Origin of the sequence: Aminobacterium sp. UBA4834 (assembly GCF_002400205.1) — a bacterium.
GTDB classification, from domain to species: Bacteria; Synergistota; Synergistia; order Synergistales; family Aminobacteriaceae; genus Aminobacterium; species Aminobacterium mobile.
In genome coordinates this window covers 482179-501622 of record NZ_DHFC01000018.1, presented here as the reverse complement: position 1 = coordinate 501622, position 19444 = coordinate 482179, and the positions used below count along the sequence as shown (strand labels likewise).

Annotated in this window: 22 protein-coding genes; all 22 read left to right on the top strand. The window is 44.3% G+C overall.

The features are described from left to right. Nucleotides 1-2 precede the first annotated feature (2 nt). The 22 genes from trmFO to B3L97_RS08900 all read left to right on the top strand — a co-directional run bounded on the left by trmFO (nt 3) and on the right by B3L97_RS08900 (nt 19421). On the top strand, nt 3-1319 hold the full coding sequence (gene trmFO / locus B3L97_RS09005; protein WP_286934899.1) for a methylenetetrahydrofolate--tRNA-(uracil(54)-C(5))-methyltransferase (FADH(2)-oxidizing) TrmFO: 1317 nt from the start codon (nt 3-5) through the stop codon (nt 1317-1319). Between the two features lie 194 nt (nt 1320-1513). Further along, a complete protein-coding gene (locus B3L97_RS09000; protein ID WP_024821703.1) occupies nt 1514-2404 on the top strand; it encodes a tyrosine-type recombinase/integrase in 891 nt (296 codons plus the stop codon). Continuing rightward, nucleotides 2397-2939: an ATP-dependent protease subunit HslV gene (hslV, locus tag B3L97_RS08995; RefSeq protein WP_286934898.1), complete on the top strand. Its 543-nt coding sequence runs from the start codon at nt 2397-2399 to the stop codon at nt 2937-2939. Before B3L97_RS09000 ends, hslV begins: the two co-directional genes overlap by 8 nt. Beyond that, a complete protein-coding gene (gene hslU / locus B3L97_RS08990) occupies nt 2936-4351 on the top strand; it encodes an ATP-dependent protease ATPase subunit HslU (RefSeq protein ID WP_286934896.1) in 1416 nt (471 codons plus the stop codon). Before hslV ends, hslU begins: the two co-directional genes overlap by 4 nt. A gap of 21 nt (nt 4352-4372) precedes the next feature. Beyond that, nucleotides 4373-5215: a GTP-sensing pleiotropic transcriptional regulator CodY gene (codY, locus tag B3L97_RS08985; protein WP_034326212.1), complete on the top strand. Its 843-nt coding sequence runs from the start codon at nt 4373-4375 to the stop codon at nt 5213-5215. Nucleotides 5216-5263: 48 nt separating this feature from the next. Further along, a complete protein-coding gene (flgB, locus tag B3L97_RS08980) occupies nt 5264-5665 on the top strand; it encodes a flagellar basal body rod protein FlgB (protein WP_286934894.1) in 402 nt (133 codons plus the stop codon). Next, nucleotides 5665-6081, top strand: coding sequence for a flagellar basal body rod protein FlgC (gene flgC, locus B3L97_RS08975; protein WP_286847887.1), 417 nt, complete (start codon nt 5665-5667; stop codon nt 6079-6081). Before flgB ends, flgC begins: the two co-directional genes overlap by 1 nt. 162 nt (nt 6082-6243) lie before the next feature. Then, nucleotides 6244-6555: a flagellar hook-basal body complex protein FliE gene (gene fliE, locus B3L97_RS08970; RefSeq protein WP_286847889.1), complete on the top strand. Its 312-nt coding sequence runs from the start codon at nt 6244-6246 to the stop codon at nt 6553-6555. Nucleotides 6556-6587: 32 nt separating this feature from the next. Further along, nucleotides 6588-8171, top strand: a complete 1584-nt coding sequence (gene fliF, locus B3L97_RS08965; protein ID WP_286934891.1) for a flagellar basal-body MS-ring/collar protein FliF — start codon at nt 6588-6590, stop codon at nt 8169-8171. 23 nt (nt 8172-8194) lie between these two features. After that, on the top strand, nt 8195-9214 hold the full coding sequence (gene fliG, locus B3L97_RS08960) for a flagellar motor switch protein FliG (protein ID WP_034326214.1): 1020 nt from the start codon (nt 8195-8197) through the stop codon (nt 9212-9214). After that, on the top strand, nt 9207-10097 hold the full coding sequence (locus B3L97_RS08955; RefSeq protein WP_286934889.1) for a FliH/SctL family protein: 891 nt from the start codon (nt 9207-9209) through the stop codon (nt 10095-10097). The genes fliG and B3L97_RS08955 overlap by 8 nt, the downstream gene beginning before the upstream one ends. After that, nucleotides 10078-11421 (top strand): flagellar protein export ATPase FliI, encoded by a 1344-nt coding sequence (fliI, locus tag B3L97_RS08950; protein WP_286847895.1) that lies wholly within the window; start codon nt 10078-10080, stop codon nt 11419-11421. The genes B3L97_RS08955 and fliI overlap by 20 nt, the downstream gene beginning before the upstream one ends. 35 nt (nt 11422-11456) lie before the next feature. Then, nucleotides 11457-11906 carry a flagellar export protein FliJ gene (locus tag B3L97_RS08945; RefSeq protein WP_286847896.1) on the top strand — a complete coding sequence of 150 codons (450 nt, stop codon included), beginning with the start codon at nt 11457-11459 and terminating at the stop codon, nt 11904-11906. 4 nt (nt 11907-11910) lie between these two features. Then, entirely contained in the window at nt 11911-12498 is a 588-nt protein-coding gene (locus tag B3L97_RS08940; protein WP_286847897.1) for a lytic transglycosylase domain-containing protein, read from the top strand. 3 nt (nt 12499-12501) lie between these two features. Further along, nucleotides 12502-13179 (top strand): MotE family protein, encoded by a 678-nt coding sequence (locus B3L97_RS08935; RefSeq protein ID WP_286934887.1) that lies wholly within the window; start codon nt 12502-12504, stop codon nt 13177-13179. A 7-nt stretch (nt 13180-13186) separates the two neighbouring features. After that, nucleotides 13187-14587, top strand: coding sequence for a flagellar hook-length control protein FliK (locus B3L97_RS08930; RefSeq protein ID WP_286934885.1), 1401 nt, complete (start codon nt 13187-13189; stop codon nt 14585-14587). Between the two features lie 13 nt (nt 14588-14600). Then, a complete protein-coding gene (locus tag B3L97_RS08925) occupies nt 14601-15080 on the top strand; it encodes a flagellar hook capping FlgD N-terminal domain-containing protein (RefSeq protein ID WP_286934884.1) in 480 nt (159 codons plus the stop codon). 132 nt (nt 15081-15212) lie between these two features. Further along, nucleotides 15213-17132, top strand: coding sequence for a flagellar hook protein FlgE (locus tag B3L97_RS08920; RefSeq protein ID WP_286934883.1), 1920 nt, complete (start codon nt 15213-15215; stop codon nt 17130-17132). Nucleotides 17133-17144: 12 nt separating this feature from the next. Beyond that, complete coding sequence (locus tag B3L97_RS08915) at nt 17145-17375, top strand: flagellar FlbD family protein (RefSeq protein ID WP_286847904.1); 231 nt, start codon at nt 17145-17147, stop codon at nt 17373-17375. Nucleotides 17376-17420: 45 nt separating this feature from the next. Then, nucleotides 17421-18215: a motility protein A gene (locus B3L97_RS08910; protein WP_286847906.1), complete on the top strand. Its 795-nt coding sequence runs from the start codon at nt 17421-17423 to the stop codon at nt 18213-18215. Between the two features lie 2 nt (nt 18216-18217). Then, nucleotides 18218-18934 carry an OmpA/MotB family protein gene (locus B3L97_RS08905; RefSeq protein ID WP_286934882.1) on the top strand — a complete coding sequence of 239 codons (717 nt, stop codon included), beginning with the start codon at nt 18218-18220 and terminating at the stop codon, nt 18932-18934. Between the two features lie 31 nt (nt 18935-18965). Beyond that, on the top strand, nt 18966-19421 hold the full coding sequence (locus B3L97_RS08900; protein WP_024821723.1) for a flagellar basal body-associated FliL family protein: 456 nt from the start codon (nt 18966-18968) through the stop codon (nt 19419-19421). Nucleotides 19422-19444 lie beyond the last annotated feature (23 nt).

Here is a 19444-nt window from a genome sequence, read left to right as displayed (position 1 = left end):
AAATGAGACAAGAAAAAGAGATTACTATCATAGGTGGTGGTCTTGCTGGTAGTGAGGCAACGTGGCAACTTGCAAAGCGGGGAGTAGCCGTAACCCTTTTGGAAATGCGTCCTGAAGTGAAAACTCCGGCGCACCAGACAGGACTTATGGGTGAACTGGTATGCAGTAATTCCCTTGGTGCTGATGATTTTTCAAGTGCAGCGGGAATATTAAAAGCAGAATTGAGATGTCTCGACAGCCTTATTATGGATGCTGCTGATCATTCAGTAGTGCCTGCGGGGAAGGCGTTAGCGGTGGATCGAAAGGAATTTGCTTCGTATATCACTGAAAAAATCTCCTCCCACCCCTTAGTACGTATAGAGCGTAAAGAGGTTATAGCTATTCCCGATGGGATGTCGATTATAGCTACAGGGCCATTAACAAGCCCCACCTTGGCGAGAAAAATACAGCAATTGTCAGGTCAGGAGAACCTCTCTTTTTTTGATGCTGTAGCACCAGTAGTGTTTCACGATTCCATTGATATGGATCGGGCATATCGAGCTGGACGGTATGGGCAAAGGGCGGACTATATTAATTGTCCAATGAATAAAGAGGAATATGTGACCTTTGTAGAAGCTCTTACTACGGCGGAGAGAGCTCCTCGTCACGATTTTGAAAAAGATGTTCATTATTTCGAGGGGTGCTTACCAGTAGAGGTTATAGCCTCCAGAGGAATAGATACTTTGCGTTTTGGTCCTCTCCGTCCAGTAGGGCTGCCAGACCCTTCTTCCGGCTGCGAACCCTATGCAGTAGTCCAACTTCGTCAAGATAATGCTGAAGGTTCCCTCTATAATCTGGTAGGTTTTCAGACAAGCTTAAAATGGGGGGAGCAAGATCGGGTTTTTCGCCTTATACCTGCATTGGAAAGAGCAGAATTTGCTCGTTATGGTGTAATGCATAGAAACATTTATGTTAATGCGCCTAAAGTTCTCGACCGATACCTTCGTTTTCAGAAGCATGAAACACTTTTCCTTGCAGGGCAGATAACAGGAGTGGAAGGATATTTAGAAAGTACAGCCATGGGGCTCGTAGCTGGTTTGAATATGGCTTCTCTTGTAAAAGGAAAAGACCTCCCTTCTTGGCCAGCTGAGACTGGGATAGGGTCTCTCTTGCGCTATCTTCAGGAAACAGATCCTGAAGTTTTTCATCCGATGAATGTCAACCTCGGAATATTCCCCCCCTTAGGAGAAAAGATTCGAAAGCGTGCGGAGCGATGCAAAAAAGTAGGGTTACGTTCCATGAAAGCCTTGGATTTTTTCTTAAAATCTCTCCCGCAATAAAGCCTTTTCACCTCTTAAAAAAGAGTCTTATGTTGTATAATGTATATTAATCAATTCTACTTATTTGCGAATCTTTCGTGTCGTTGGATTTTTTATTTTTTTATGTAAGTACATATTGCAAAAATTTAAATTTTTAGTATTTTTATTGTTTAGAAAAGTAGAAAGTGTGCTGAAAAAAATGGTAAAATGTCATCATGGTTGAAAAGTTATCATCTGCGTTGGATTATTATTTGGAACAGATGCGTTTTGCCAAAAGTATGTCCTTGAATACAATAGAGAATTACGCTATTGATCTGAATCAGTTCGCTCATTACCTTTTGGAACAAAACGTAACTTCTGTTCATGATGTGGATGCTCGTTTGATCCGAGAATATTTGCGAATCCTTGCTTCTTTTGGCTATGCTCGTACTTCTGTGGCCAGGAAATTGTCGGCTATAAAAAGCTGGTTTTCTTTTTTGGTGGGGAAAAAAGTTTTAACCCGCGATCTAGCGAAGAATATTAAAGGACCACGACTTCCAGCTAGATTGCCCAGAGCTCTGAGCATCGAACAGGTTGCATCCATGATAGAAGAAGGAACTCAGAAGGGGACAGACCCAATTCGAGATCGTGCTATTTTAGAACTTTTGTATGGTTGTGGCCTTCGGATTGGGGAATTGGCCATTCTTCGTTGGGAGGATACAGACCTTTCGGAACGATGGATTCGGGTACAGGGAAAAGGAAGTAAGGAACGGATGCTCCCTGTAGGGAGACTTGCTGTTCAGGCTCTTTTGGCATGGAGAGATGAATGTGAACAAAAGAGCCCTTTTTTGTTTCCAGGGGAGGAAGAGGGGCATCTTGCTATTCGCACAATTCGAAGAGTTGTTGTTCGAGCGGCTCGGCGGGTAGGCCTTTCTGGAGTAACTCCTCATATGCTTCGCCATAGCTTTGCTACTCATATGTTGGAAGGCGGAGCCTCTATTCGCGTAATGCAGGAACTGTTAGGGCACGAAAGTCTTATAACAACACAACGTTATCTTACTGTAACGGCGGAACATTTAAAAGAAAGTTACTATAAGGCTTTTTCTAGTATAAGAGGAGATGATTGAGCTGTTTAAGGGAACTACTGTTCTGTGCGTTCGTCGAGGGCAGACAGTTGCTATGGCTGGAGATGGTCAGGTTACTCTCGGGGATCAGATCATTAAAGCTGGTGCTCGTAAAGTCCGTCGTCTTTATAAAGGGAAAGTGATTGCTGGTTTCGCTGGGAGTACAGCTGATGCCATGACATTGTTAGAGCGTTTTGAGACCCGTCTCGAAGAAAACAGTGGAGATTTAATGCGGGCAGCTGTCTCTCTTGTAAAGGAATGGAGACTCGATCGGGCACTAAGAAAGCTCGAAGCGCTCATGCTCGTGGCAGATAAAGAGCATACCCTTCTTCTTTCAGGGGCTGGTGATGTTCTTGAACCAGAACATAATGTGGCTGCTATTGGATCAGGCGCTGGTTTTGCCTTGGCAGCGGCGAGAGCTTTTTTGGATGCAAGTGATTGGGAGGCCCCAGAAATAGCGAAACGTTCTATTGAGTTGGCTGCAGATATTTGTATTTATACAGATAAAGAAGTAACGGTTGAGGTGATTGGAGAATGATAATAGTACCAGAGGAGGGACGTAATCTGACCCCTCGCCTTATAGTGGAATTCCTCGATCGTTATATTGTAGGACAAGATAGGGCTAAGAAAGCAGTGGCAATTGCTCTTCGTAATCGAATTCGACGCCGGAATCTTCCACAAAACTTGGCTAATGAGATTGCTCCTAAAAACATTCTCATGGTAGGGCCCACAGGTGTGGGCAAAACGGAGATCGCCAGAAGATTGGCTGATCTTACGCAAGCTCCTTTTGTGAAAGTTGAAGCTACGAAATTCACAGAAGTAGGCTATGTAGGGCGAGATGTAGAATCTATGATTCGCGATCTCGTAGAAGCTGCTGTTGCCATGGTTAAGAAAAATAAGATAAAAGAAGTTCAAGCTCCGGCAGCGGAGAGGGCCGAGCTGCGTCTTGTAGATGTCCTTATTCCTAAACCGGAACGTCGACCAGGTGTTCCTGACTTTATGAAAATTTTTTCAGGAAAAGCAGAAGAACCGGAGACTGTTTCGGCTTCAGAAGAAGATCAGATTCGGGAATCTACCCGTAATAAAGTTCTTTCTCTACTAAAAGCAGGAAAACTCGATGAGCGAGAGGTTGAGTTGGAAATTACCGAAAATGCAATGGCTGCCGCTATCCCCCTTCTTGGTGGAGCAGGTATGGATTCTATGGGAATGAATATTAGTGAGATGTTAGGAGGACTCTTGCCCAAGAAGACCAAGAAAAGACGTATGAAAGTAGCAGAGGCCCGTAAAATATTGCAGGCAGAAGAGGCAGAAAAACTCATTGATATGGAAAGTGTTGCTAATATCGCTTTAGAGAAGGCACAAGAAGAAGGCATCGTGTTTATAGATGAACTTGACAAGGTCGTGTCGAAAGGGACATCGAGTGGTCCTGATGTTAGCAGGGAAGGGGTACAGAGAGATCTTCTCCCTGTAGTAGAAGGTTCTTCTGTACAAACAAAGTACGGCATAGTTAAAACCGATCATATTCTTTTTATAGCTGCAGGAGCTTTTTCAAGCGTTAAACCTTCGGATCTTGTCCCAGAGCTTCAAGGGCGTTTCCCCATTCGCGTAGAACTTCAACCTCTGGGTAGAGAGGAATTAGCAAGGATTCTGGTAGAGCCGGAAAATAGTCTCATAAGACAATACCAGGCTTTAATCAGCACTGAGAATGTGGATATACAATTTTCCGACGATGCCATCCAGGAAATTGCCATTATGGCTGAAAGAATGAATTCGGAAATGGAAAATATCGGCGCTCGTCGTCTTCATACCATGATTGAACAGCTTTTGGAGGATATTAGCTTTACGGCACCGGAGCGACAGGGAGAGGCTATTCACATTGACTCTCAATTTGTGCGAGAAAGACTCTCTCCTCTCATGGAAGATACAGACTTGCGGAAATATTTGCTTTAAAAATATCAGGAGGGATTAATAATGGTGAAAGGTGAGAAGAAAATGGTGGATAAAAACTCTATTATAGTCGAAGATCCAGCAATGAAAGATTTGCTTGAAAAGACGAGACAGGTAGGAAGAGCCCTTCAAAGCAGACGGGAAGGGACAAAACCGGATTATAACAAACTGGCAAAGCTTCTTTGCGAATTTTCTACCGCAAATGTCTATATTATTAATAGAGACGGACGAATTTTAGGCCATTCTTGGGTCAGTGAATATCATTCAGAGGCAGTAGCCAATTTCCTTGAGAGAGGATATATGCCTGAGAATTTTGTTGAAAGGATGAACCAGCATCGAGAGTCTATATTGAGCGAGACAGATGGTTATCTTTTTGATGATGAAGTAACAACTGAAGATGCTCCAGAGAAACACACTCTTTATGTTCCTATTTATGGTTCAGCTGAACGTTTGGGAACGTTGTTATTGGTTCGTTTCTTTGAGCCTTTTTACATGAAAGATCTTATTTTGGCAGAGTATCTGGCAACTCTTGTTGGTATTGAAATTCTTCATGACCGTACCAAACTCATTGAAGAGCGAGCACGAGAGCGACTTGTTGTTCAGATGGCCATGCGGGCTCTCTCTTACTCTGAAGTCGAATCGATAAAGCATATTATTGCGGAACTCGGGGCTCATGAGGGAGTTGTAATAGCCAGTAAAGTCGCAGATAGAGTAGGAGTAACCCGAAGTGTTATCGTCAATGCTTTAAGAAAGCTCGAAAGCGCCGGTATTATAGAGAGCCGCAGTTTAGGAATGAAGGGGACGTTTATAAAGATTCTCAGCCCACTTTTCGTAGAGGAGCTGGGAATGTTTTTGCCCCAGGCATAAAGTCTGAGAAAGAAAAGGCCGATATTACTTTCAGGGGGGTGATTAGCTGTGATTGTCGATAAAGCGTGGAAGGTGGCAGAAAAAGACCTCGAAGGTCTAGCTCGACGTTTTCAGGCTGTGGGGAGCAATCTGGCTAACGCCAATACTCCGGGATACGGGCGAAAAGAAATTTCTTTTGAAGATCAGCTAAAAAAAGTTGTTTTTGGTCCGGATACGTTGCCTCTTGAGGTGACACATAATAAACATATTCCGACAGGACCTTTGAATATTAACGCTGTCCAGCCTTTGGATCATCAGATTTATGACGAGAAAGTGCGGTTTGACAGCAATAATGTAGATGTGGAAATAGAGATGGCTAAAATGACGGAAACCCGCCTTGCTTATCAGGCCATGACAAGGTTGATGGGCAAGAAGAGTTCCATGTATCGCCTTGTTATAGGAGGCCGGTGATGAGAGTATTTCGCACAATTGACATAGCCGGGAGTTCTTTAACTGCCCATAGGTTATGGATGGATGTGATTGCTTCCAATCTGGCAAATGTGAATACGACTCGAACAGAAACAGGTGGTTCTTATGCTCGCAAAACTCCTGTTTTTGCCGAAATTCTGGCAACGGAGGAAAAAAGACAGTGTGGTGGAGGCGTGAGAGTTGTAGATATAGCAGAAGATACGCAACCTCCCCGTCTGGTTTATCAGCCGGACCACCCAGATGCAGATGAGCGGGGGTATGTGGCTTATCCTAATGTAAATGTAGTTCGAGAAATGGCAGATATGATGACAGCCAGCCGATCATACGAGGCGAATTTGGCAGTAGCGGATGGAGTTAAGAATATGTGGAATGGGGCCTTGGATATCCTCCGCGGCTAAGAATTTTAAATTAAACCATAAGGCCTACACGACTTCCTTCTGGGGACACAGTATGTGTCCCCTTTTTTGTCGTTGCGAAGTGAAATGATATGCTAAAATTAAACAGTTGCTTTCATAGGATAATTTATACATTATTTATTAAACCTCGTGAGGAGGGTTTTTATGGATCTCGTTAGGCTTGATCTCAACAAATTCGGCCCTCAAGTTGAAAAGAAAAGCGCTCTGTCTACTGTGGATGGCAACTGCACGCAGCATCCTTCTTTCGAAGATATTCTTACCCAATCTCTCGTAAAGGTTAATGATCTTCAGCAAGATGCAGATGTTATGGTTCAAAAGCTTGCTGTTGGTGATGTAGATGACGTGTCGACTGTGGTTCTTTCCGTTCAAAGAGCAGAGATGGCGTTGCGAATGATTACAGAGGTCCGAAATAAACTTTTGGACGCATACCAGCAGCTCGCCCGCATGCCGGTTTAGTTTTCTATTCCTTATAATATAAGATAATTGAGATGAATGAGCTTATTCAATTAAAGAATAGATTTCTCACATTTTGGTCCTCGCTTAGGCAATGGCAGAAGTGGTCTATCATGGGAGCTGCCGTGTCGGTTGTGGCTGCTCTTTTATTGCTGATTCTCTGGGGAGGGCGTCCTGTCTACGAGCCCCTTTTTGCCAATCTCGATGTAAGCGATGAGGCCTCAATTGTGGCCTATCTTAAGGAACAGAAAGTGCCCTACCGATTAGATCCTGCGGCGAATGCCATATTGCTTCCTAAAAATCAAGTTTATGAGGTCCGTTTGGCCCTTGCTCAACAAGGATTGCCCAAGGGAGGCAATGTTGGGCTTGAACTTTTTGATGAAGCTAAGATGGGCATGAATGAATTTCAACAGCGAGTGACGTTCCTCAGGGCTCTTGAAGGGGAGTTGGCCCGAACAATTAGTCAGGTAGAAGCTATAGAATATGCGAAGGTAAATATTGTGATTCCAGAACAGCATCTTTTCCTTGAACAGCAGCAACCTTCTACGGCTTCTGTTCTTGTTCGTTTGAAGCCTGGTAGGGAAATTGGGCCGAATCAAGTAAAAGCCATAGTTCATCTTGTATCTCATAGTGTTGAGGGGTTGACCCCAGAGTATGTTACAGTAGTAGATACGAGTGGTAAGGTGCTTTCAGATCTCTTGGATCAGGAGTTCTTTGTTTATACACAATCGGGAGTTGGACAAACAGTTTCTTCCGTACAACGAGAACTCGAGCGTCAACAAGAAAAAGAATTGGAACATAAAGTTTGCCAAATGCTTGAACGAGTGTATGGGCCGGGCCATGTTGTTGTTCGGGTAAAGGTAGATCTTGACTTTGATAAGAAACAAAGTCGGCAAAAAGATTATGTCCCAGGGTCAACGGGGAAAGGCGTTCTTCGTAGCCAGCAGAATATGGAAGAAAGCTTCACTGGTACAGGTTCTCCTGTGGGAGGTGCCCCTGGCACAACCACAAATATACCGGGCTACGCTGTCGGAGCTCCTTCTAGTGGTATGAACGAATACAATAAGACAGATGTGGTGAGTAACTATGAAATTTCTACGCGAGAGAGCGAGAAAATAGATACACCGGGTGCTATCCGGCGATTAACGGCATCTGTTCTTGTAGATGCGGAGCTTGATGAAAATAGGAATGAAGAGCTTCGAAATCTTGTTGCTCCTGCTTTAGGGCTGGATGTAAATCGTGGGGACCAGTTAGTGATACAGGGGATGAAGTTCTCCACTACCTTGGCAGATGCGCTGAAGGAACAAATGCAACAAGAGCGCCGTGCACGTCTCATTATGTTCCTTGTGGGCTTGGCGATTCTATTGCTTGTGTCTGCACTCGGAGCTCTTTGGTGGGTGCGAAGGAGAAAAACTCTTCGTCAACAGAAAGGGATGGGGACAGGTTCTGTAGAGAGTGGGAACGCTATCCCTTCGATTCAGGACCTTCTTGCATCGCCAGAGCTCTTGGAATCACAAGGAGAGCTGGCTGTTCTTGAAGAACAGTTGCGCGCATATGCGAAAAACAAACCTGAAGAGGTCGCGAGCTTGGTTCAAGAGTGGATTTCTGAAGATATGTAGATAGAGGGGTAGGAGGACGCAGTATGGCACGTGTGTCAAGCAGTAAGGATTTTCAGGGAAAAGAGAAGGCAGCGATTCTACTCGTTTCGTTAGGGAATGAGATTGCAGCTGATATCTACAAACATTTTGATGAAGCCACCATGGAAGTCATTACTCTTGAGATAGCAAATCTCGGGAAAGTTACTCCCGAACAGAAGCTAGATGTGCTTAAAGACGCACAGGAAATGTTATTGGCCAGAGAATATATGGCTCGTGGCGGAGTGGAATATGCTAGAGATATTCTAGAACGAGCGTTGGGACCGGAACGAGCACAGAACTTGCTGGCTCGAATTACCGCAAGCCTTCAGGTTCGTCCTTTCGACTTTATGCGCCACACTGATCCTCAACAACTTTTGAGTTTTATACAAGGTGAGCATCCACAAACAATCGCCTTGATTCTGTCGTATCTTGAGCCAGAACAATCGGCACAAGTAATTGGTGGGCTTCCTGCTGTAATGCAGGCAGAAGTAGCTAAACGGATAGCTCGGATGGACAGGATTACTCCTGAAGTTTTACGGGAAGTGGAGCGTGTGCTTGAAAGAAAGCTGAGTACAGTCATGGGGCAAGATTTTACCCTGGCTGGTGGCATCGATGCTATTGTGAATATTATTAATAATGCCGATCGAGGAACAGAAAGAAATATTATGGAGCACTTGGAAGAGAATGATCCAGAGCTCGCAGAAGAAATTAAACGCCGTCTCTTTGTCTTCGAAGATATTCTTAAAATGGACGATCGTTCTTTACAGAGAGTCCTTCGCGAAGTAGAGATGAAGGAACTGGCTCTTGCCCTCAAAGGGGCCACAGAAGATTTGCGGAGCAAATTTTTCAAGAATATGTCGAAACGTGCTGCTGAAATGTTGAAAGAGGACATGGAATTTATGGGGCCTGTACGTGTAAGAGACGTAGAGGAGTCACAGCAAAAAATTGTCAATGTAATTCGTGCGCTGGAAGATGTAGGAGAAATAGTTATCTCTCGCGGCGGAGAGGAAGAGTTGGTTGTCTAAATATATCCGCCATAATATTATTCGAGCGGTTCGAATTTTGCCGGAAGCAGTTCGTATTGGTGTTTCCTCTGAAGAAGCGCAGAAAAAGTCTTTCCCGGAAGATACGAAGAACGAACGTCTTCTTCCTTCCGATGACATAAATAGCCATGCTTTAGAAATAGATAAATTAAAACTTGAAGTTACCAGTCTCCAACAGGAACTAAAAGAAGCTCTTAGTCGAAATCGAGCGCTGGAGGAAGATTTCCTTCAACGCAAACTTGTTTTAGAAGAAGAGCACAAAAAAGTGCTAGTTGCTTTAGAGGAGCAAAAGGAAAAACTTTTTAAACAAGCTCATAAAGAGGGGTTCCAAAAGGGGCAAGAAAAAGGGTATACAGAAGGTCAATCTAAGGCCCAAAAGGAAGTGGAAAAAGAATATTTTCACCGATTTTCCAGACTTGTTGAGTCATTTAATTCAATTCATGAAACTTTCTCTAAAGAGAGGGCTTCTCTTGCCCAATATCATCTTCCTTGCCTTATAAGATTATGGGAAACGACCCTCTCGAGAATGCTTAAGAGAAGTGTTTCTATAGATTCTCAAACGGCAGTTCGCGTATTGGAAGCGATTTTGCATCGGATCAGTGATAAGGAGAAAGTCGTTATATACCTTCACCCCTGCGATCTGGACTTTATAGAGGGTCAGAAAAATGCATATAGTGATCTCTTACGGGGGATTAAAATATTGGAATTTCACGCAGATGACCATGTAGACGCAGGAAGTTGCATAGTTGAAACGAATATGGGTATTTATGATGCCCGCTGGAGAACACAGCTTGAGCAAATTAACGAAGAAATAGATACGTTGCTTATGGAGGAGGGCTCCAGCCTTGACGCCCAACCAGAATAGAGCACATCTTTTAGATGTACTTGAATCTCGCCTCTCAAAAACGCAGCTTATTAAAATTAATGGCCGAGTTGTGCAGGTCGTTGGCCTCGTAGTTGAGTCTCAAGGCCCTGATGTGAGGGTGGGAGATTTATGTCAAATACGATTTCGAGACAGCTTACGTTCACTTAACGCAGAAGTCGTCGGTTTTAGAGAGGATAGAGTTCTTCTTATGCCTTTAGGAAGCCTTAAAGATGTGGGACCAGGTTGTGACGTTGTTTCTAAGGAACGTCCCCTTGGAGTTCATGTTGGCAAGGGGCTTTTAGGAAGAGTGCTCGACGGTCTCGGACAACCTATGGATGATAAAGGGCCTATAGCTGGATCTGACCTGTATCCTCTTTATGCTGAACCCCCTCACCCCCTTCGTAGGCAGATGATCCGAACCCCTATTTCTGTGGGAGTTAAAGCAATAGATGGTCTTACGACCCTTGGAACAGGCCAGCGAATTGGTATTTTTGCAGGGTCCGGAGTAGGGAAAAGCACCCTGCTGGGCATGATGGCCCGCAATACTGAGGCTGATATAAATGTCATTGCCCTCGTAGGGGAGCGGGGCCGTGAAGTTCGAGAATTTATAGACCATGATTTAGGGTCTGATGGTTTGCGTCGTTCTGTTCTTGTTATTGCCACATCGGATCAATCCCCTCTTATTCGCCTGAAGGCGGCTTTGACGGCAACGGCCATTGCGGAGTTTTTTAGGGATCAGGGTAAAAATGTTCTTTTGATGATGGACTCTGTTACTCGTGTGGCGAGAGCTCAACGAGAAGTTGGTTTAGCTATAGGAGAGCCTCCTACTACGCGAGGATATACTCCTTCTGTCTTTGAAACGCTCCCGAGACTTCTTGAACGGGCTGGAGCAGGAGAACGGGGAAGTATCACTGGAATTTATACCGTGCTCGTTGAGGGAGACGATATGAACGAGCCAGTTGCCGATACAGTCCGCGGTATCCTAGACGGACACGTAGTTCTTTCACGGCGGATAGCTTCCAGAAATTTTTATCCTGCCATTGATATTCTCAATAGCGTAAGTCGAGTTATGTCTTCCGTTGTTTCTAGAGAGCATCTCGGTGCGGCAGCCCGTGTTCGAGAAGCCCTGGCTACATATAGTGAAGCTGAAGACCTTATTAATATAGGGGCCTATAAAGATGGATCCAACCCCAAAATAGATTGGTCTTTGAAACATATAGAGTCAATCCACAATTTTTTGCGTCAGAAAACAGATGAACATTTTTCTTTGGACGAAACAACGCAATGGCTTATGTCTCTTGCCCCTCAAGCCGAAAAAGAATAAGGGCGGTTCCATAATTGGAGGAGCGTTAGGGAAGTATGATAAATAAAATCCAGCGTTTCCAAAGGATCCTTACCACAAGAGAAAAAATTCGTGATGAAGAGCGCCTTTTTTTAAGTGAGGCTAGAAATCATGAAGACCGTATCATTCTCTGTGTAAAAGGGCTTCAACAGCAAAGGCAGGAAGCTTTAAGTATTTTTGAAGACCAGGAAGGCCAAGTCTTTTCTCCGCAGGATATGTGGTACCGCCGTAAGGCTATCGACGTTATAGAAGAAGAAATCCATCAAGCGAATGAGGCCCTTCAAAAAGTAAGGGAAAGTATTTGTCAGTCAGAAGAAAGATTAGTGGAAAAACATAAAGAAGTACGCATTATGGAAAAATATGTAGGGAAGCTTCGATATCAGTATCGAGAATTTTTGTTGTTGGCGGAGCAAGAAGAGCTTGACGATATAGCTTCTGTACGCCATGTGGAAAAGATGGGAGAGTGACACAATGACTGGTAAGATGGGAATGGAAAGAGTTTTTAATCGCATTTCCCAAATACAGGAGCGTTTTTATCCAGTACCTCCCCTTAAAAGAGAGATGGAGAAAAAAGAACAATTCGTCCATGTCCTTCAGGAAGCAGAGAGGGGTCAAGAGCTTTTTGGAAGTACGGCCTTTAAAAAAAGACCTCATGTAGAGGATCCTCAATCTGCGGCGGAAAAGGCTATTCGAAAATATGGAAGAGCTTACAGTGTGAACGAGGACCTTATACGGGCTGTGATAAAGATGGAGTCTGGTGGCAATAAAGATGCTCTTTCTCCTAAAGGAGCGATGGGGCTTATGCAACTTATGCCGGGAACGGCTCAAATGTTAGGAGTATCTGATCCTTTCGACCCAGAAGAAAACATCCGTGGGGGAGTAAAATATCTCGCTTTACTGGCCGATAAATATAATGGGGACGTAGAGAAGGTGCTTGCTGCTTATAATGCAGGTCCGGCAAGAGTCGATTCTTTTGGAGGGATCCCACCTTTTTCGGAAACTCAGCGATATGTTCGAAATGTATTAGCTGAATATAGGAGAAATATGGGGAGCGATTAAAGAATGCCTGAGGAACTCTGGCCTGAAGTAGAACAGGAAGTGGATGAAGAACAGAGCTCATCTCGGCTTGCCTCTTCTCGCAAGAGAGAGGGAAAGGGACGTCGGAGGTGGAGCTTTTTTTTTATTGCTTTTTTTGTGGTCATTGGCATTATTACGGGTCTTTACTTAACAGGAGTTTGGGATCTACGCCCAACGCTGTCTTCCTTTTTATATAAGTTGCCTGTAGTAGGACACCCCTTGGCAGAACGTTTGGGGCTTACATCATCTCTTCCTCTTTCTGCTGATGAAAGAAGACGTATGGAGCTTGAAGAGTGGACAGAGCGTCTCAATGAGCGAGAGGCAACTATGAATGAAGCTCAGGCTCATATCGATATGTTAATGACGGAATTAGTAGAGAAAGAAAAAAATTTGGCTGTGAAAGAGGCTGCTTTTGTCGCTTCGCAAAAACAGGAAATAAAAAAAGAACCAGAAACTGTAGAAGTATTTCAATCTTTAGTCCAGACCTTTCGAGAGATGTCGCCTCGCAAGGCTGCTTCCATTTTGGAAGAGCTAAAACGAGATTTAGCAGTGGAGATCCTGCTTCATATGCCGGAAGATGGAGTTGCAGCTATCTTGGCACGTATGGACCCTGCACGAGCGGCACGATTGACAGAGCAGCTTGCTCTAGAGAAAGATAGGTGAGAAGTGCATGCCCGATAGCCTTTTTCAGTTGATCTCTTCGCCTTTTTTTTGTGGACAGAGTCAGCTAGAAAGCAATGAAACGATGTTTCAAGGAGCAGCTGAATTACAAAATATGGATTTTGCTCTTCTCATGACTCTCTTGACGGGAGAGAACAGAGAGTTGTTAGCAGAAAATGTTTCTCTCGTAGATATTACAGGCACAGACGAAATAAAAGAAGAAGAGAACAAAGATGAGAAGGAAGATGAGAAGGAAATCAAGGGAGACGTAATGCCAGATTTGTCCCTCTCTCTTCTAGGATGCGCACCTTTGAGGACTTCAAGCGCGATGATTTCATCTCCATCTAAAGCTGAAAGCGAACAAGATGGGGTGTTAGAGTTGAAGTCGGAACTGCGATCAGGATGGAAGTCTGAAGAAAAAGTTGATTCTCTTCGTTTAGACAAAGAAACAGAGGGAACAGAGGATGCTCCATCATTATTGGTTCCAGAAGAAAAAGGGAACGACGACACAGAAGAGAATATTTTAAATTCACCGTTTCCCTCAAAAAAGAAAGAATTTGAGAAGCTTTTAGGTTTATCTCCACGTAAAGTTTCTCTTATAAAAAACGGTATGGATTCTGCTACTGCAGTTGTGGAAAGGGTTGCGATTACCTCAGACAAGCCTGTGGTGAACGGACAAAATATATCTAAAGAAGAGGCTCTCTATTTGAGCGATAAAAAAATAAAACAAGCGGGAGATTCCTCCTTATTGGAGAAAAGTTCGGGACAAGCACAAGGGGAATCAGCTTTTCGTATACAGATGCCTGTTTATGAGGGGAGTGCCTCTTCTACGCTCTTCTCTCGCAAAGAGGCGATGATGCCTTTTGAAATTTTAGAAAAAGAACCTTCTGTCTCTCGTCATAAAGTGCAGGAGGAGGGAGTCCTTTTGGCAGGAACTGTATCTGCCAAACAGCCAGAGTTCTCCGCGGCACAAGTAGCTCTTCAGAGAGGTGTCTATCTTGGAGGGGACCCGTCAGAATGTTTTCAGACAGGCTTGTCTCATGTTTTACGGTTTCTTCATACGCGAGGAGAAACGAGAGCTACTGTTGTTATAGATCCTCCAGCTTTAGGGCGGGTTGATGTAGAACTTGTGTCCACACAGCGAGGGCTGGAAGCACTGTTTCGCGTTGGAAACGAGCAGCTTAGACAGACAGTTCAAGAGCAACTGCCTATTTTAAAATCTTCCTTTCAACAACAAGGATTGGTTTTAGCCGATTGTTCTGTAGATGTAAGGGATGAAAGAGGTTCGCAGCATCACCCTCAAAAGTCTAAAGGGCGGAAGTTTTCCTTTGGGACACAAGAGGATGATGTAGATGCAGTCTCAGCTTTTAGAATAGACCTGGAACAGGGACTGCTGTTCTGGATGGCATAAGGAGGGACGGGGTATGTTCGTTCAGGGGACAGAATATACGGTTTATGGAGGCGAAGCCTTTCCTAAGACAACGGGAATTCAAGATACGGACTCTCAAAATGGTACTAAAAAGACGAGCCAAAAAACAGAGGATGGCCTTGGCAAGGATGCTTTTTTTAAGATTCTTATTGCGCAACTTACCCATCAAGATCCTCTGAATCCTCTTCAAGATAGGGACTTCATAGCTCAAATGGCTCAGTTCACCACAGTGGAGCAGCTGACAAATGTTGCTAAAGTTGTAGAAGAGATGGCTGCTGTCAATAAAGGCACAGCAGTTTCCTACATAGGTAGAAACGTCAGTTTCTATGATGAAAATGGCCAACTTCAAGCTGGAAAGGTAGAAGCAGTTCGTTTCGATGAAAAGAAGGGTGTTATGCTTGTGTTGTCGGACCTGTCGGGCATATCGAGCAAGAAAATTGAAATCGGCATGCGGGAAGTTCTTGCTGTTGCGTAAAACAGGGTTTCAGTTTCCTCCTGATCTTTCCGACATTATGTATATGAGATAGAGATAAAAAGCCTCCACGGACGGGTAGGCTCATCTGAAGCAAGGGAATGCGCATTTCTCATTGTTAGGAGGTATACAGAAATGCTAAGATCCCTGATGACGGGAGTAAGTGGAGTTCGAGGACATCAGACTCTGCTTGATGTAGTTGGAAATAATATTGCGAATGTCAACACTGTAGGGTTTAAAAAGTCTACAGTGACTTTTCAAGATCTTCTTTACCAGACATCCAGAGGTGCTTCCTCCCCTCAGGATAATCGTGGTGGAATCAACCCCATGCAGGTGGGACTTGGCGTGAATATTGGAGCTATTGAGACCATACATTCTCAAGGACAGCTTCAATATACAGGTAATAGAACGGACATGGCCATTCAGGGCGATGGGTATTATGTTATGAGTGATGGGGGGAGAACTCTCTACTCTCGTGCCGGAAACTTTATCCTGGACGCAAATGGTAATATAGTTCAGTCAGGAACTGGGTATATGCTAAAAGGATACACTCTGGAAACAGACCCAAATGATCCGACTCGTTATATAAAGGGGACCCAGCTTGTGGATATGACTATTCCTGTCGGGCAAAAGCTTCCGGCTAAGGCGACAACTCTTTCGGGGTTTCGTTGCAATCTCGATAGCCGGGTAGGCGCCTATCTTCCCATGGGTTTTCTTACAAATGGCGTAAAGGCTACGGGAATTCTCAACGGTGTTGATAGGGCTATTACTTTTGGCACAGGCACCGACGTGAACTCTTTCCTCACTATAAAAGTGGGAGATCAGACGATCCAAATGAAACTCAATGGTGTAGATCAAAATACGAAGCGGCCTAAATTAAATGATAACACCTTTACTCTCGACGGAAACACGTATAATGTAACCTTCGATAGCGAATCAGGTGTATTAAAGATGAAAAATGCTGATGCGGGAAAACCTAACGATGCATGGGAGTACGAACTGGGTGCCATGATGGATTATGAGGTCTTCAGCGTTGCGGAAAGTGATGGAACAGAGCACCATTATTTAGTGGAGTTTAATGATCTAGGAAGCCAAAGTGGGGACCGTGAACTTGTTTTATGGGGTGATAACGATACCTCGATGGTAAACCGTTTTAGTACAAATGTCACAGCATCTCATGATGGCACCTTTATAGATCAGTCTGGGAAGGGGCTTTCTCTGGGGTCTACTTTCCCTGTAGGGGAGCTTTTTGCGGTTCCTTCTTCTAAGGGGCAGGGGCTGGAGATCCGACAAGGGGCGGCTTCAGGGGATGTGCTTACAACTATAAATCAAAGAATTCCTAGCACTCACGTGACAAAACTAGATGTATTTGATAGCTTGGGAAATAGTCATACCCTTGAAGTGAGTTGGGAAAAAATTGACAATAATCAATGGCGTTGGAGAGCGTGGTTACCTACCGAATCTGGCATTACCTTAAAAGATAACACGGGGATTATTTCTTTCGGAAGCGATGGGAAAATAGAAACGGCTTCCGCTACTCCTACTATGTTCTTAGGGTTTGGAGCTCTAGGAGCAGAGGACGCTTCCATAAAGCTTGATTTTAGCGGTCGGTCTTTCGGGAAAGAGGAGATAGAGGGGGTTACCCAGTACGGTTCGGCTTTTACCACAAAAGCTTATTATCGGGATGGTTACGAAATGGGCGTTCTCAACGATTTTGCTGTGGGAAGTGATGGCACTGTTGTAGGAGTTTACAGCAATGGAGAGAGTAGAGCCCTTTATCGTCTTGGTCTCGCTATTTTTGCGAACCCATCTGGCCTTGAAAAAGTAGGAAATACTGCTTTTATTGAGAGTGCTAACTCGGGAATAGCGCAAGTTGTTTCTCCCTTAGAGGGTGGGGCCGGAAAGATTTCTGGTGGATCTCTGGAGATGGGAAATGTGGATCTTTCTGAAGAGTTTGTTCGTCTTATTATTGCGCAGAGAGGATTTCAGGCAAATGCCCGAGTGGTTACAACCAGCGATCAGGTTTTGGAAGAACTCGTTAATATGAAACGTTAAAGGGAAAATTAGATGATACCCCTTACCCGTTTTAATGGAGAGCAATTTATTCTCAATGGCGATCTGATCGAAACAGTAGAGACTACACCAGATACTGTTATAAAACTGATAAACAACCATCGGTACGTAGTCCGTGAATCTGTAGAGGATGTAGTTGAGCTCGTAGTTGCGTATCGAAGCCGCATTTGGCGACCTTGTCCTTATTCAGAAGGAATTATAAATGCGCAACAACAGGAGGAGTAGAAGAGCTAAAATAAAGTTTTACTCTATTATGGGAGGGATTATTCTGTGGATCTGGCAACAGTGGTAGGGCTTTCCATAGCACTTATATTAGTCGTAGGAGGCATTGTGGTCGGTGGTGACCCAATGGCTTTTGTCGATTTCCCATCCCTCCTCATCACAGTTGGCGGAACTTTAGGCGTTGTTATCATGTCGAGTCCTATGGATCGTTTTAAAAATATCGGCAAAATATTGGGTCGTGCTTTCTTTTCAAAAAGTCCAGATCTAGTCTCGTTGGTACAAACCATAGTGAGTTTTGCAGAAAAAGCTCGGCGTGAAGGTCTTCTGGCCCTTGAGAGTGACGTTGCAGAACTCGACAATGAGTTTTTAAGGAAATCTATTCAGCTTGTTGTGGATGGAACAGATCCAGAACTCGTAAAGGCGATTCTAGATACAGAGATAGGCATTTTGGAAGAACGACATGTATCTAATAAGAGTATGTTCGATACAACGGCAGAAATGGCTCCTGCCTTCGGAATGTTGGGAACGCTGATTGGACTTATTGCTATGTTAAAGAACCTGGATGATCCGGATGCTTTGGGGCCAGGCATGGCTGTTGCTCTTATTACTACTTTTTATGGTTCCTTTATTGCTAATGTCTTTGCCCTTCCTATTTCTCGAAAGCTTTCAACGCGGTCTTCGGAGGAAGTTATGGCGAGAGAACTTATGGTGGAGGGTGTTTTGGCGATTCAGGCAGGGGAAAATCCGCGGATAGTAGAGGAGAAATTGAAAGTTTTCCTTCCGCCACAGCAGCGGGAACAGTTGGAAGAAGAAGAGCGTCAAGCTAAAGAAGGAGTAGCTTGATAATGGCTCGTCGTCGACGACAACATGAAGAAAAATCCGGGAATTGGCTGACGACGTATAGCGACATGGTTACGTTGTTGTTGACTTTTTTTGTTCTTCTCTTTTCCTTCTCTAATTTGGATGTCGAAAAATTCCAAAAGATGATCATTTCCTTCAAAGGAGCGTTAGGTGTTTTGCCAGGGGGAAGATCTTTAGAGGAAGGTGGAGGTGCATATGGCGGATTTGAAGGACGGGATGCGGGAGAATCGGATAAAAATACCGTCGATACCCGGGAAATAGCAAAAGGGTTGAGGCTTTTTTTAAAACAGGAAGGGTTGGAACATCAGGCAGTTGTTCGAGTTGACCAGCGTGGAATCACGGTCTCTATTTCTGATCAGCTTCTTTTTGATACAGGCCAAACTGATATGAAACCAGAGGGGAAACGGATCCTTTACAAATTAGCTCAACATCTGAAAAATATAGTTCCGGCTATGTCTATAGAAGGGCACACAGATAGTGTTCCCCTTCGGGGGGGACCTTTGAAAAATAATTGGGGACTAGCAGCGTTACGGGCAGCTACGGTAGCGTCTTATCTTCAGGAAAGCGGAAGTATCGAGCCTCGAAAACTTCAAGCCGTTTCTTATGGTGCTTTCCGTCCGATTGTTCCCAACGATACGCCGGAACATCGGGCCTTGAATAGGCGTGTGGATGTGGTGATTCTTTCCCAGTATCCCAAATGATGTACAATAAACCTCTGGGAGGAAAGACGACATGATGAAAAGATTTCTCGTGTTTATTATGATAGGGGTCATTGCTTTTTGTGTTGGTTTTGGAGGCGGATTATTGGCAAGTCGATTTTTGCTTCGACCTGCTTCTGTAGCTTCTGCTTCTGGGGTCAGCATTGAAGAGCCGGGCCCGGTGTGTAACATAGGAGAGTTTATAACGAACCTTTCTGGTGTGGATGGGGGAGTGGTGAGCTTCACTTTGGCTTTGGAGCTTTCAAGTCCTAAAGCTCTTGAAACTTTGCAGAAAGAGAGCTGGAAGATGCGTATTACTAATGAAGTGCTCCTTGTAGCCAAAGGTAAGACGGCTTCTGAATTACGTAGTGCTGAAGGAGTTCTAGAACTTGCCGAAGAGGTGAAGCAGGGTATTAACGTGATGGTTCCCCCAGTAAAAGGACAGGTTCCCGTAAAGAGGGTTCTTTTCCAGAGTTTTGTCCTTCAATAGATGATCTTTAAATAACAACTAGA

What these genes read in the sequence shown, in the direction of transcription:
- trmFO (WP_286934899.1), top strand. Translation starts at nt 3, where the DNA reads ATGAGACAAGAAAAAGAGATTACTATCATAGGTGGTGGTCTTGCTGGT.
- B3L97_RS09000 (WP_024821703.1), top strand. Translation starts at nt 1,514, where the DNA reads ATGGTTGAAAAGTTATCATCTGCGTTGGATTATTATTTGGAACAGATG.
- hslV (WP_286934898.1), top strand. Translation starts at nt 2,397, where the DNA reads ATGATTGAGCTGTTTAAGGGAACTACTGTTCTGTGCGTTCGTCGAGGG.
- hslU (WP_286934896.1), top strand. Translation starts at nt 2,936, where the DNA reads ATGATAATAGTACCAGAGGAGGGACGTAATCTGACCCCTCGCCTTATA.
- codY (WP_034326212.1), top strand. Translation starts at nt 4,373, where the DNA reads ATGGTGAAAGGTGAGAAGAAAATGGTGGATAAAAACTCTATTATAGTC.
- flgC (WP_286847887.1), top strand. Translation starts at nt 5,665, where the DNA reads ATGAGAGTATTTCGCACAATTGACATAGCCGGGAGTTCTTTAACTGCC.
- fliE (WP_286847889.1), top strand. Translation starts at nt 6,244, where the DNA reads ATGGATCTCGTTAGGCTTGATCTCAACAAATTCGGCCCTCAAGTTGAA.
- fliF (WP_286934891.1), top strand. Translation starts at nt 6,588, where the DNA reads ATGAATGAGCTTATTCAATTAAAGAATAGATTTCTCACATTTTGGTCC.
- fliG (WP_034326214.1), top strand. Translation starts at nt 8,195, where the DNA reads ATGGCACGTGTGTCAAGCAGTAAGGATTTTCAGGGAAAAGAGAAGGCA.
- B3L97_RS08945 (WP_286847896.1), top strand. Translation starts at nt 11,457, where the DNA reads ATGATAAATAAAATCCAGCGTTTCCAAAGGATCCTTACCACAAGAGAA.
- B3L97_RS08940 (WP_286847897.1), top strand. Translation starts at nt 11,911, where the DNA reads ATGACTGGTAAGATGGGAATGGAAAGAGTTTTTAATCGCATTTCCCAA.
- B3L97_RS08935 (WP_286934887.1), top strand. Translation starts at nt 12,502, where the DNA reads ATGCCTGAGGAACTCTGGCCTGAAGTAGAACAGGAAGTGGATGAAGAA.
- B3L97_RS08930 (WP_286934885.1), top strand. Translation starts at nt 13,187, where the DNA reads ATGCCCGATAGCCTTTTTCAGTTGATCTCTTCGCCTTTTTTTTGTGGA.
- B3L97_RS08925 (WP_286934884.1), top strand. Translation starts at nt 14,601, where the DNA reads ATGTTCGTTCAGGGGACAGAATATACGGTTTATGGAGGCGAAGCCTTT.
- B3L97_RS08920 (WP_286934883.1), top strand. Translation starts at nt 15,213, where the DNA reads ATGCTAAGATCCCTGATGACGGGAGTAAGTGGAGTTCGAGGACATCAG.
- B3L97_RS08915 (WP_286847904.1), top strand. Translation starts at nt 17,145, where the DNA reads ATGATACCCCTTACCCGTTTTAATGGAGAGCAATTTATTCTCAATGGC.
- B3L97_RS08905 (WP_286934882.1), top strand. Translation starts at nt 18,218, where the DNA reads ATGGCTCGTCGTCGACGACAACATGAAGAAAAATCCGGGAATTGGCTG.
- B3L97_RS08900 (WP_024821723.1), top strand. Translation starts at nt 18,966, where the DNA reads ATGATGAAAAGATTTCTCGTGTTTATTATGATAGGGGTCATTGCTTTT.